This is a genomic window from Wenzhouxiangella sediminis, assembly GCF_003410055.1.
Taxonomy (GTDB): domain Bacteria; phylum Pseudomonadota; class Gammaproteobacteria; order Xanthomonadales; family Wenzhouxiangellaceae; genus Wenzhouxiangella; species Wenzhouxiangella sediminis.
This window is the reverse complement of the sequence record NZ_QUZK01000012.1, coordinates 138070-150709: the sequence shown is the minus strand read 5'-3', so window position 1 is coordinate 150709 and position 12640 is coordinate 138070. Positions and strand designations below refer to the sequence as shown.

Sequence of the window (12640 nt, the reverse complement as noted above, 5' to 3'; positions counted from 1 at the left end):
AGGCTTCAATTGTCCATACGCCAGGGAATGGAAGTCGATGAACAAGCAATCGCAGCATCACGATCCCGAACAGGCCGGCAACGGGGGGCTCGAGCTGACCCGGGAGCTGCCGGTCGAGGCGAAACCCCTCTTCTCCAACGGCTTGCGCCGATTGCTGGCGCGCCTGGGCGAGCGCTATCGCGACCGGGTCGATCACCTGCTCGCGGCGCGCCAGGAGTTTCAGGCCCGCCTGGATGCGGGCGCCGTCCCGCATTTTCCCGCCGAAACGGCCGAAATCCGCGAATCCGACTGGAAGGTCGCGCCGATTCCGAGCGACCTGCGCGACCGGCGCGTCGAGATCACCGGTCCGGTCGACCGCAAGATGATCATCAACGCCCTGAATTCCGGCGCAAAGGTCTTCATGGCCGATTTCGAGGACTCCTCGACGCCGAGCTGGGAAAACATGATCGACGGGCAGGTCAACCTGTTCGACGCCGTGCGTCGCAGCATCGAATTCACGGCCGACAACGGCAAGCACTACCGGCTCAATCCGGACCCCGCGGTGCTGATCGTGCGCCCGCGGGGCTGGCATCTGGACGAGAAGCACGTGCGAATCGGCGGCAAGGCCGTTCCTGGCGGCATCTTCGACGCGGCGGTCTACCTCTACAACAACGCCCAGGCCCTGATCGACCAGGGCAGCGGCCCCTACCTCTACCTGCCCAAGCTGGAGAACCGGCACGAGGCCGAGCTCTGGGAGCGGGTGCTGACCGACATCGAGGGCGCGCTCGAGCTCAAGCCAGGAACGATCAAGGTCACCGTCCTCATCGAGACCATCACCGCGGTCTTCGAGATGGACGAGATCCTGCACGCGCTCAAGAGCCGGATCGTCGGCCTGAATTGCGGTCGGTGGGATTATATTTTCAGCTATATCAAGCGTTTACGCGCGCATTCCGACAAGGTGCTTCCGGACCGCGCGCAGGTCACCATGACCGTGCCCTTCCTCAAGGCCTACTCCCAGTTGCTGATCAAGACTTGCCATCGCCGCGGCGCCTTCGCCATGGGCGGCATGGCCGCGCAGATTCCCATCAAGGGCGACGAGAAGGCCAACGCCGCGGCCATCCAGAAGGTGCGCGAAGACAAGGAACGCGAGGCCGGCGATGGCCATGACGGCACCTGGGTCGCCCACCCGGGCCTGATCCCGCTGGCCATGGAAATCTTCGACGAGCAGCTCGGCGACAAGCCCAACCAGCTCGACCGACTGCGTGAAGACGTTTCCGTTACCGCCGAGGAGTTGGTGGCGCCCTGCAAGGGCAGCATCACCGAGGCGGGTGTGAGGGGCAACATCAACGTCGCCATCCGCTACATGGGCGCCTGGCTGGCCGGGCAGGGTTGCGTTCCGATCAACCACCTGATGGAAGACGCCGCCACCGCCGAGATCGCTCGTGCGCAGCTGTGGCAGTGGGCCCGGCATGCCCGCGGCGTGCTGGAAGACGGCACGAACATCGATCTCGACCTGATCCGCCGCTGGCAGGGCGAGGAGCTGGAGAAGATCCGCGCCGATCTCGGCGACGAGGCTTTCTCGAGCGGTCATTTCCTGCGAGCGGCCGAACTGCTTTACGAGGTCACCGCCGACGATGACTTCGTCGAATTTCTCACGCTGCCGGGCTACGACCGGCTCGACTGATCTTCAAAGATCGACTTAAACCGGAGCAAGACCATGAACAAGGACGTCACCCCGATCATCGAGATGGAACGCGACTGGCTGGAAAACCCGCGCTGGAAGGGCGTGGAAAGGCCTTACGACGCCAACGAGGTCGTTCGTCTTCGCGGCAGCGTGACCATCGAGCACACCCTGGCCCGCAGGGGCTCGGAGAAGCTCTGGAAGGCCATGCACGACGATGACTACGTCAACGCGCTGGGCGCGCTGACCGGCAACCAGGCCATGCAGCAGGTCAGGGCAGGGCTCAAAGCCATCTACCTGTCGGGCTGGCAGGTGGCGGCCGATGCCAACATCGCCGGCCAGATGTATCCCGACCAGTCGCTTTACCCGGCCAACTCGGTCCCCTCGGTGGTGCGGCGCATCAACAACACCTTCCGGCGCGCCGACCAGATCCAGTCTTCGGAGGGCAAGGGCGACATCGACTGGTTCGCGCCGATCGTGGCCGACGCCGAGGCCGGCTTCGGCGGCGTGCTCAACGCCCACGAACTGATGAAGGACATGATCGACGCGGGTGCCGCCGGCGTGCATTTCGAAGACCAGCTCGCCTCGGCCAAGAAGTGCGGCCACATGGGCGGCAAGGTGCTGGTGCCGACCAGCGAAGCTGTTCAAAAGCTGGTTTCCGCGCGCCTCGCGGCCGACATCGAGAACGTGCCGTCGATCATCATCGCCCGCACGGATGCCATGGGCGCCGGCCTGCTGACCTCCGATATCGACGAGGCCGACCACGCCTTCATCACCGGTGAGCGCACCTCGGAAGGCTTCTACCGCACGAACGCCGGAATGGACCAGGCGATCGCGCGCGGCCTGGCCTACGCGCCTTACGCCGACCTGGTCTGGTGCGAGACCTCCAAGCCCGACCTGGGCGAGGCCAGGCAGTTTGCCGAGGCCATCCGCGCCGAGTATCCCGACAAGCTGCTTGCCTACAACTGCTCGCCGAGCTTCAACTGGAAGAAGAATCTTTCCGACGCCGAGATCGCAAAGTTCCAGAACGAGCTGGGTGCCATGGGCTACAAGTTCCAGTTCATCACACTGGCCGGCTTCCATGCCCTCAACCACAGCATGTTCCAGCTCGCCCGCGGCTACAAGGCGCGCCAGATGTCGGCCTACGTGGAGCTGCAGCAGGCCGAGTTCGATGCCGAGTCCCAGGGCTACACAGCCACGCGCCACCAGCGCGAGGTGGGAACGGGCTACTTCGACGAGCTCACCCAGGCGATCAGCGGCGGGGAGTCCTCGCTGGGCGCACTGTCGGGTTCGACCGAGGAAGACCAGTTCGATTCGAAAAAGAGCGCCTGACCCGAGAAGGAGTGACGGCTCCCGGACGCCGGGATGCCGTCAGGGGCAATGGCCCCGGCTGTCGAAACGGCTGGCAAAGATCGCTTCGGCCGAAGGGGCACCCTGCATGATCCAGTCGTGGATGATGCGCAGTTCGCTGGTCGTGAGGGTCCATTCGTTGCGCGGCATCCTGAAGTCGGGGTCGTTCGGGTCGTCGCAGGCCACCCGCAGGAAGAGCCAGCTCTCCATGGGTGCGCCCGGCACGACGCGCTTGCCCGCCGGTTCGGGCACGCTGCCCCGGGTGTTTGCGCAGACCAATTCGTCGTGGCTGGCATTCCCCTGGTCAAGCGACAGATCGGCCGAAGTGCCGTGGCAGCTCGTGCACTGCAATAGCGCTTCTTCGAAGATCGGCAGCACGTCCTCGTTGAATCGCACGTTCTCGATCGGCGGTACGCCGCCGAGGTCGGCGCATTGCAGGTTCTGCGCCCGTGTCGCGGGCGCCGTCGCAACGATCACGGCGGCGCAGATCGAGCGGAAAATCAAGCCGAGAATCCGACCGGCTGGTAAGTGAAGGACGTGTCCGCGAAGATGTCGTCCACGTTGGGATTGCCGAGCAGGCCGGAAGCGACCTCGCCGAGCACGTTGCGGAAATCCGTCTTGGGCACGAGGCTGTCGCCCACGCGCGCAGACGGCGCGATTCCGTCGGTCTGGCCGTAGACCTGTCCGCCCGAGACACCGCCGCCGAGCACCAGCATCGGGTTGCCAAGACCGTGGTCGGTGCCGAAGTTGGCGTTCTCCTTGACCTGGCGGCCGAATTCGCTCTGCACCACGACCGCCACGTCATCGATGTAGCCGGCTCCCTCGAGATCACGGTAGAAGGCGGTCAATGCCTCGCTGAGATCTTCGACGTTGCTCCCGAATCCGCCGCCGAAAACGTTCTGGTTGTTGTGCGTGTCCCAACCGCCCGTATCGATCGTCGCCGTGGCGATGCCGATATTCTGGCGGATCAGCTGGGCAATGAGCCGAAGGTCGCGTCCCTCGCCGCTATCGGGGTATTCGACGCCGCCGCCGGGCTCGTAGTTGTCGAGGTCGAGACTGTTGATCAGGTCGACCGCGTCGAGTGCGGCGCCGGCGGCGACATCCAGCTCCCCGGTGCCGCTGTAGAGGGAGCCGAGCACGGCCCGGTGGGTATCGCCGAAATGCCCCGAGTTGGGGGAGAAACTGTCGGGTGAATCCAGGGTGGCCACGTCCGGCCAGCCGCCGAGGCTCGCCGGCGGCGTGCTGTTCGAGACCATGGCGGTGAAAACGGCGTTGGCCGACGGCACGCCCGGGGCGGTTTGGAGGTAGCGTGTCAGCCAGCCCGACGCCGGCAGGGACTGGCCGCTGCCGCCCACCACCAGCGGTTGTCCCAGTTCGATCTGCTCCTGGGCGTCGAAGTGGCTGCGAGTGAAGGTGTTCGGCGGATGGCCGGCGGCTTGCACCACGGCGAGCCCGCCGTCGTGATAGATGTCGGCCAGGCCTTGGCAGTAGGGGTGGAATCCGAGATCCTGCCCGTTGACGAGCGGGATGGGTCGGTTGGCAACATCCGAGTCGTTGATATCCACGAGCGTGCGATCCCGGGCGTCGACGTAGAAGCCGTAATCGGCACCGGCGATGGGCGGCAGGAGGCTCAATCCGTCGATGCCACCGCGCAGGAAGACGTAGACCAGGACTTTCTGGCCGGCCGAGCCGCCGAAGGTCGGCTGGGCGAAGCTCAGGCCCAGGGCGGCAGTGCCTGCCGCCGCACCGGACATCTGGAGAAAGCGTCGGCGCGAGAATTTCGGGTTGAGGTGCCGGAGAATTCGCTTTTTCATGGGGCGGGCCTCTAGCGTTGCATGAAGTTGGGCGACCACAGGATCAGCTTGACCATGCCCCGCAGGCGTCGGTGCCACCGATTCGGCCAGTCGTCGTTGCGCAACTCTTCGCGCGGAATCTGCTGGTCGGCGGGGAAGGGCGGTGAATCCTCCTCGCCATTGAAGTCCTGCTGGGTGATGAACTGCATGCAGGCCCGGCCTAGTGCGGTCGGTTCGTGAGCGTAGTAGGTGCCGACATCACCGACCCAGCCGCCACTCGGGGTAAACCCGAGAATCCAGTGGCACCAGAAGGCGACCAGTTCCCGGGGCGTCGGGTTGCCCGGGAAATTCTCCAGCGTCGTGTCGATGATGCGCATCACGCGGTCGGCGTCGCTGTCGTCGTTCTCGTCGAGGAGCCAATCGACAGTACGCCAGTTCTGTACAAGCGTGGTCGAACCCATCCATGCGGCACGGTCGTCCGCGTAGCCGTCGGGCGTTCGCCACCAGTACAAGCGTTGTCCGGTACCTTCGTAGGTTCTGAGGAAATTGTCCGTGTCGCGATCGTCGAATCGCCAGGTGTAGTCGCACTGAGCGGCGCGCATGGCCGAGACCGCGTACTCGAAGGGGCGCTTGATCTTCTTGCCCCAGTTGGCGGGATCCTTGAATTCGTCCGACAGCAGGATCGTGCGCAGGGTGCGCGCGATCTGGTCCGGCTCGGTGCGGTTGGCGTAAAAGGTGTCCGCGGCGGCCTGGATCACGCTTTCCGGCGGCTCGTCGGCGATCAGCCGCTGGCACAGTTTCAGCGCGATGTAGCGCGCCGTGCCCGGATGGTAGACGGCGAGCTTGATGGCCACTTCACCATCCTCGAGCGCGCCGCGGTCGGCCGGGATGTTCTGCAATCCACCGGACAGGATGACTTTCCCACCGCTGTCGTGGTCGGCTTCGTTGACGAAAAACGCGCCGGTGCCGCCGCTGGTACAGACGTTGTTTTCGTCCCGGATGTCCTCGTCGTCGTAGCGCCAACCGGTCAGGGCCTTGGCCGCTTCGTAGACATCGTTGTCGGTGTAATGGCTCTGGATATCGCGCGCCGGGTCGCTGATGTTCAATGCATCGAGCAGCGGATCGTTCAGGCCCGAATAGGGGTTGGCGGCCAGCAACGGCGCATCAAGCGGGGAGGTATTTCCCAGGTAGTTGATCGCGCCCAGAGTATGCAACTCGAACAGCTCACGGGCATAGTTCTCGTTGAAGCCGCCGGCCTCGTTGGCGTAGTTGTCCAGGTAGTGCAGCATGGCCGGGTGCTTGGCCGTGGCCTGGACCAGGTCGTGGAAATTGCCGAAGGCGTGCTCGCGGATCACTGCGCGATCCCAGTGGGCCCAGGAAACGTAGATGTCCTCGTCGCCGCCGCTGAAGACGTTGAAGTGGTTGTGCCAGAAGTCGACGATCAGCTCGAGAAGCTGGCGACGGCTGTAGCACGCACGGGCGAAAGCGGCCCGCTCGACCTGTCGCTGGGGCACGACGTAGTTCGAGAACCCCTGGCACTCGCGCTCCGAGTAGGTGGTCGACAGGGGTTCGTCGAGCGTGTCGAAACTGGCTGGATAGGCGGCCTTGCGCTGTTCCCACTCCGGGTCGGGGAGGTTGCCGTACAGCTGTTCGTCGACGTAACGCTCCAGGCGCTCGTCGTCGTTGCGGCCGAGTGATTCGAAGTAGGCGACATCGTCCTTGCCCAGCAGAGGCGATCGCTGGAACTGGTCGGAGAACACCTGATTCGGGTTGGGCGCGGACTGGGGCGCCAACTCGGTGCGGCGCGGACCGAAGCCCATGCGTGTGAGCACGCGCACCGCAAACGGCGGCAGCTCGGCGGCGTCGGACAGGTTCCTGCTCCGCCGTGACTCCTGGCGCGCGATTACCTGCCGCATCAGCGTGCGGTTATTGAGGCGTGACTTGAAAAGGGCTCGGCGCGACGGGAGCGCGAGGGCGGATTCACTTTTGCTCATGGGCAAGTCCCTGACAGTGACCAACCCCCTCGTTCTTCGGAGTCTATATCAAGCCCGATGCGTTTGGAAGGGCAAGGGACTCGTTGCTTAGGATGCCGGCGCGACAGCCCTTCCGGTAAGTGCCGCGGCGTGCCGACCAGATCCAGTCGTCGGAAGGCAAGCGCAGCATCGACTGGTTCGCGCTCATCGTGGCCGACGCCGAGGCCGGCTTCGGCGGCGTGCTTAACGCACACGAGCTGATGAAGGACATGATCGATGCGGGTGCCGCCGGCGTGCACTTCGAGGACCCGCTCGCCTAGGCCAAGAAGTGCGCCCACATGTGCGGCAACGTGCTCGTCCCCACCAGCGGAGCTTTTCGGAAGCTGGATTCCGCGCGCCTCGCGGCTACAAGGCGCGTCAGATGTCAGGCTAGGTGGAACTGCAGCAAGCCGAGTTCGACGCCGAATCCCAGGGCTATACCGCTACGCGCCACCAGCGCGAAGTCGGAACGGGCTACTTTGACGAGCTCACCCAGGCGGTCAGCGGCGGCTTTATCTCTTGCTCGAAGTGTCCAGGGGCAGTTTGCTTCTCTGATGAAGCAGCCACCTGAAATCCTCCGACGTCATTGGCAGGCTGTAATAGAAGCCCTGGCCGTAGAGACACCCCATTTCGAGCAAGGCCGCAGCAATCTCCTTCGATTCGATGCCTTCGGCGACGACCTCGGCGTCCAGGGCCCCCGCCAGGTTGACAACGGCCAGCACGATGTCGCGGCTGTAGCGATCTTCTAGAATGCGGTCGACGAAGCCGCGGTCGATCTTGATCTCGTCGAAAGGATAGCGCTGCAGGTACAGCAGCGATGAGTATCCGGTTCCGAAGTCGTCGAGGGAAAGGCGTACGCCCAGCGTGTGCAGCTCGCGGATTTCCGAAAGCATCCGATCGGAATGTCGCTCGAAAACGGACTCGGTGATTTCCAGCGAAAGGTGGTCCGGGTCGACATTGAAGTCCTCGAGCGCGGCCTGAACCTTGGCCGAAAAGTCCCCGAGCATGAACTGGACCTGTGATACGTTGACCGCGACGCGGACTGCGTCCAGTTCGTGACGCCGCCATTCGTTCAACTGCCGGCAGGCTGCGCGCAGTGCCCAGTCGCCGATGGGGCCGATGAGTTGACTCTGTTCGGCCACCGGGATGAACACACCCGGCGAGAGTAGTCCGCGCTGAGGGTGCCGCCATCGGATAAGGGCTTCGGCGGAAATCATGCTGCCGTCGGAAAGGTTGACCTTGGGCTGGAAGTGTAGCTCGAACTCTTCGGCGTCCAAGGCACGACGCAGTTCGTTGGTCAGCTCTATGCGTTCGCGGGTTCGCTTCTTGAGCTCATTGGTGTAGGCGAGCCGCGACTGGCCGGTCGAAGCGCTCCTGCGTTGCTCGAAGAGGGCCAATTCGGCTTCCCGGATCAGCCTATCGGTGCTGCGCCTTCGATCCCCGAGCGCTGTGTACCCGATGCGCAGGTCTATCTCAACGGCAACCTTTCCACCGTTGAAAAGGAAGGGCTGCTCGACACATTGTTCGAGACCTTCCAGGAACGATTCAGGATGATAATCGGCCGGCATGGGGAAGTAGACGACGAACTCGTCGCCGCCGGTACGACCGGCCAGTCCCTGATCGTCCACGAGATTGGTGAGGCGCCGGCTCAAGCCGGTCAGTAGCAGGTCGCCCATTTCATATCCGTGGGCATCGTTGATGTCATGCTGATTGACGACGTCGACCATTGCCAGGATGCCGTTGTTCGGCCATCCGTCATTCCCTAGGCGTTCGTTGAGTTTCCTGACGAAGCCGTTCCTCGAAAGCACCCCGGTCAGTGGGTCTTCATAGGCCAGGCGGTTGATTTGCTGTTCGGCCTGCTTGCGTGCAGTGATATCGATATGCATTGCCACGGCGCCGGCTCGGTCGTCTTCATCTGCCGCGAGGCGATTGAACATCACGCGAAACCAGCGCTGCTCCTCGGGCGAGTGGCATGGATATTCCAGCGCAAAGGACTCGCGAGTGCCGCGGAGAACGTCCTTCAGGCCGCGGGCAACGCTCTCGGCTTCGTCCGAACAGGCACCGCTCGCCGATTCGCACAGCTCGACGTAGTTCGTTCCGACCCCGAAGTCGGCCGAATCATGAGCGTTCTGTTCGCCGAAGTGACGCCATTGGTCGTTGACGTCCACAATCACGCCCGCTTCGTCCAGCATCGCGATGTGCGCCGGCAGTGAGTTGATCAGCACTTGTCGGGTGTCAAGTGCCTCGTTCAACTCCTTGGTCGAATTGCGCAGGGCGGCCTCCTGTGCGCGAAGTCGCTCCAGCATGCGGTGGTTTTCGGTGACGTCCCGGAAGTAGGCCGCGACGCCGCCCTCCCAGGGATAGGCCCGCATGTCGAACCAGCCGTCGAGCGGCTCGAAGAATTCCTCGGCGCTGGCAGTAGCGCGCTCATCCATGGCCCGCTTGAGCGCACGCTCCGATCCGGTACCCGCCAGGCCGGGGAACTGCGACCAGACGGTCGCGCCCAACAATTCCTGCGCCGATTTGCCCAGCAGCGCTTCGGCCTTCGGGTTGACGTAGGTGTAGCGCCATTGCTCGTCGAAGGCCACGAAGCCGTCGGTGATCGACTCGAGCATGGTGGCCAGGCGGTCGGACAGGCGGCGACTTTCGATTTCCAGCGCTTTCTGCTCGGTAATATCCTGGAACGAACCCTGCACCCGCACGATGTCGTCGGTGTCGTCGTGTACTGCCTCGCCGATGGTTCTCACCCAGCGTCGTTCGCCGCCGGCATCGATAAGCTGGAGTTCTTCGTCGTAAGGTTCACCGCGCTGTGTACAGGCCTCGAAGACTTCCCTGATTCGTCCCCGGTACTCTGGCGCGTAGAACGACATCGCTTCCTCCACCGTGGGCGGGGGATCGCTCGGCATGCCGTGGATGGCGGCAACGGTGTCGGACCATTCAATTCGGTCCGCGCCCAGCTCGACCGACCAGGCGCCGAACCGCGCTGCCCGTCCAGCCATGTCGAGCAACTGACCCTGGCGAGCGGCTTCCTCTTCGACTCTTCTCATGTTGGTGATGTCGGTAATGACAGCACCCACGCGACGCGATGATCGTCCCGGAACGTGTATCGGGTAGTAGCGCACCAGCAGGTGGCGATCCGTTTCATGGGGCAGGTCTCGTCTAGTTTCGAATCGCTGGGCCTCTCCCTCGAGGCAGCGGTCGATCTTCGGGCGTATGACTTGCTCGAAATAGGCCTCCCCGATCACATCGGCCACCATCCTGCCCGGAAGCGATTCGGGCTCGAGGTCGTATCTCTCTGCGTAGGCGCGGTTGGCCCAGAGAAACCGGTAGTTCTCGTCGATGATGCCGTACCAGTCCTCCGAACCCTCGATGAGTTGCTGGAACTGTCGTTGCCGTTCATCGAGCAAGTGCTGCTCGGTGATGTCCTGCACCGTGCCGGTTGCCGAAGTCGGCCGTCCGTGCTCATCGGGCACGACGCGAGCCATTTCCCGAACCCAGCGCACTTCGCCATCCGGGCGGACGATGCGATGCTTGACGTCGAGCGGTCCGCCTCGCTTCAGCCAACCGGCGTAGTGCTCCCTGAGCCAGTGCCGATCATTGGCGTGGACCGATTCGAAGAAGGACTCGACCGTGCTGGAGAACTCCTCGGACCGCAATCCGAAAATCCAGTAAACCTGGTCGCTCCAGGTCAGTTTTCGCGTGGTCGGATCCAGATCCCAGCTGCCGATATTGGCCACGGATTGGGCGCGCAGCAGGCGATCTCGGGTATCAGCGAGTTTCGCCAGCGCGTCGTGCAGCTTGTCCTGTCGCTCGGCCAGCTGCCTGTCGGCCTCGTCGCGTTCGTCGAGGGTCCGGTTGAGCGTGTGCGCCAGTCGCGACAGTTCATCGTTGCCGCCAACATCGGCGCGCGCCCGCGGGTTGCCGCTTCGGATATGGTCGAGCGTCGCGGCAATGTGGCGGGCAGGACGGGCGATGCGGGCGTGGATCAACCCGAAGGCAATCACACAAAGGGCTCCGAACAGCAGAGCGGCGGCGATCAGCAGGGTGCGGATCCGCGCTGCCTCGCTGGCAATGGCCTGCCGGCGATCGCGCAGTGCATTGTCCAGCGCGGCGCTGAGCACGATGCCGTTGTCGATCACTTGTTGCATGACGATGCGGCTGCGCGCGGCGTTTTCCGACAAGAGCCCCGAGCCGACTTCGCTGTCCAGGCCGGACGCGACGGAGGCCACGATCAGTTCCACTCGCCGGGCGGCCTTGCGGGCAGCGGGAAATTCCATTCCGAGCCGATTCAGAGCCTCGAGAATTTGTTGCGACTCCTGACGATAGGCCGACTGAAGGCTGCTGTCGGTTGGATAGAGCAGCAGGCTCGCGCTCGCAGTCGTGAAATCCTGAATGCGGTTGCGCAAGTCGAGCATTCGGCCCATGGCCGCTTGCTTCTCGTTCAGCTGCTGCGTGCTGATCACGGTCACGGCCAGCAGTACGACCAGTCCCGCGATGCATCCTATGATGCTCAGCAGTGACAGGCGCGACAAGTTCATCGAGCAGGCGCCTCGTTAAGCCGTACGGGAATGTCAACGCGATGGGGCTGGAGTTGCCGGAGCGGTCTCGGGTCGATGAGCTCCAGTACGGCCACGGGCTGCTCGGAGCCGTCGGCGCCCATCGAGCGCGCCCAGTCCAACTGCTGTCTGACCGCGGAAATCAGCGCCCAGGTCAGTGTGACGTCGAAGTCGAGCGCTTCCCACTGCTCGCGGCTGACCGGAGCGGGTACGAAATGACGGGCGTTGTAGGCCTCGAGCGCCTGGTCGGGGCGATTCTCGGTGAGTTCGATGGCGTCGAGGTAGGCGGCGAGAATCCGGCTGGCGCGAGCAAGATGTCCCTCGACGACGTGCCGAGTCGTGACCAGAACCCAGGAGCCGGTGTAGATTCGTCGCAGGTCGAATGCCGACATTGCTGAGGCGCCTGCTTCGGAACGGTGTGCATCGAACGACCATGGGTCGGGCAGGACCGCTGCGTCCACAAGCCCCGTTTGCAGGACTTGGGCGGTGCGGCCGAAATCGACGCACTGCCGGCGGACGGATCCGGGCTCAATTCCGTGGAATTGCATGAACAGCCAAAGCGCGAAGTCGGTGTTGGTGCCGCATTGAACGGCAATACGCTTGCCGACCAGGTCCGCTGGCCGCTCGATGCCCGCGTCGTCTCGAAAAAGCAGCCGTGTCAGTTCGCCGGAGTGGACAAGACTGGCAAGAATGATCGGATCGTCGGGCTGCCCGGGGTCCGGGTCCGCGAGGCGGTCGAGTACGAAGGGCGTCAGAGCCATGAGGGCGAAGTCCACCTCTCCGGACCTGAGCCGGGCCAGGCTCCGCTGTCCGGATTCACTGTACTCGACGACCGCCTGAACGCCGTTGCTTTGGAAGGTCGAAAACTTGTCGGCCACCGCGGTCGGAATATCCCCGAGGTAGACGGCCCCGGCGATGCGCGCGATGTCGGCGGTCTCATCGGCGCGCACAGCCGGCGGCAGCGACAGCAGGCTGCTGATGCCTGCGACAAGCCCGATACGCGCTAGGTTGATCATGTTGCTGCCACCCACCCATTTCACTTGCCTGGGAGATTGCGGAGGCGTCCCGGGCGTTGCGAGCCATCAACCGTCTTGCCGTCGCCCCCCAGATGCGAAATTCTTGATCTCGATCATGGCTCTTGAATGCATGTTAGTGGTTAACTAACAGGTTTGTCGAGCGTTCGAGTGTGGGCGATTTGCATCAGCGCCCGCGCCGGCGCGGGCGAAGGCTCCGGCGGCCGGTCTGTGGCGGGAGATTCGAGAAGCCGGG

At 63.9% G+C, this 12640-nt stretch carries 7 protein-coding genes and 1 pseudogene; 3 read left to right on the top strand and 5 right to left on the bottom strand.

Annotated elements, in window-relative coordinates; genetic code table 11:
* The first annotated feature begins 37 nt into the window (after window positions 1-37).
* A complete protein-coding gene (aceB, locus tag DZC52_RS02265) occupies window positions 38-1663 on the top strand; it encodes a malate synthase A (RefSeq protein WP_116649490.1) in 1626 nt (541 codons plus the stop codon).
* Window positions 1664-1696: 33 nt separating this feature from the next.
* A complete protein-coding gene (gene aceA / locus DZC52_RS02260; protein WP_116649489.1) occupies window positions 1697-2992 on the top strand; it encodes an isocitrate lyase in 1296 nt (431 codons plus the stop codon).
* A gap of 39 nt (window positions 2993-3031) precedes the next feature.
* Here aceA and DZC52_RS02255 read toward each other — a convergent pair whose 3' ends face one another.
* Genes DZC52_RS02255 through DZC52_RS02245 form a run of 3 tightly spaced genes read right to left on the bottom strand, consistent with a single transcriptional unit; the run spans window position 3032 to window position 6797 of the window.
* Window positions 3032-3514 carry a hypothetical protein gene (locus DZC52_RS02255; RefSeq protein WP_116649488.1) on the bottom strand — a complete coding sequence of 161 codons (483 nt, stop codon included), beginning with the start codon at window positions 3512-3514 and terminating at the stop codon, window positions 3032-3034.
* Entirely contained in the window at window positions 3511-4824 is a 1314-nt protein-coding gene (locus tag DZC52_RS02250) for a DUF1501 domain-containing protein (RefSeq protein WP_116649527.1), read from the bottom strand. Before DZC52_RS02250 ends, DZC52_RS02255 begins: the two co-directional genes overlap by 4 nt.
* A gap of 11 nt (window positions 4825-4835) precedes the next feature.
* Complete coding sequence (locus DZC52_RS02245; RefSeq protein ID WP_116649487.1) at window positions 4836-6797, bottom strand: DUF1800 domain-containing protein; 1962 nt, start codon at window positions 6795-6797, stop codon at window positions 4836-4838.
* Window positions 6798-6922: 125 nt separating this feature from the next.
* On the opposite strand from DZC52_RS02245, the pseudogene DZC52_RS02240 reads away from it, so the two are divergent.
* A pseudogene (locus DZC52_RS02240) lies at window positions 6923-7183 on the top strand (isocitrate lyase); the annotation flags it as partial.
* Window positions 7184-7327: 144 nt separating this feature from the next.
* On the opposite strand, the gene DZC52_RS02235 reads toward DZC52_RS02240, so the two are convergent.
* Together DZC52_RS02235 and DZC52_RS02230 are read right to left on the bottom strand one after the other, a co-directional pair.
* Window positions 7328-11353 (bottom strand): EAL domain-containing protein, encoded by a 4026-nt coding sequence (locus DZC52_RS02235; RefSeq protein WP_116649486.1) that lies wholly within the window; start codon window positions 11351-11353, stop codon window positions 7328-7330.
* A complete protein-coding gene (locus tag DZC52_RS02230; protein WP_116649485.1) occupies window positions 11350-12387 on the bottom strand; it encodes an ABC transporter substrate-binding protein in 1038 nt (345 codons plus the stop codon). The genes DZC52_RS02235 and DZC52_RS02230 overlap by 4 nt, the downstream gene beginning before the upstream one ends.
* Window positions 12388-12640 lie beyond the last annotated feature (253 nt).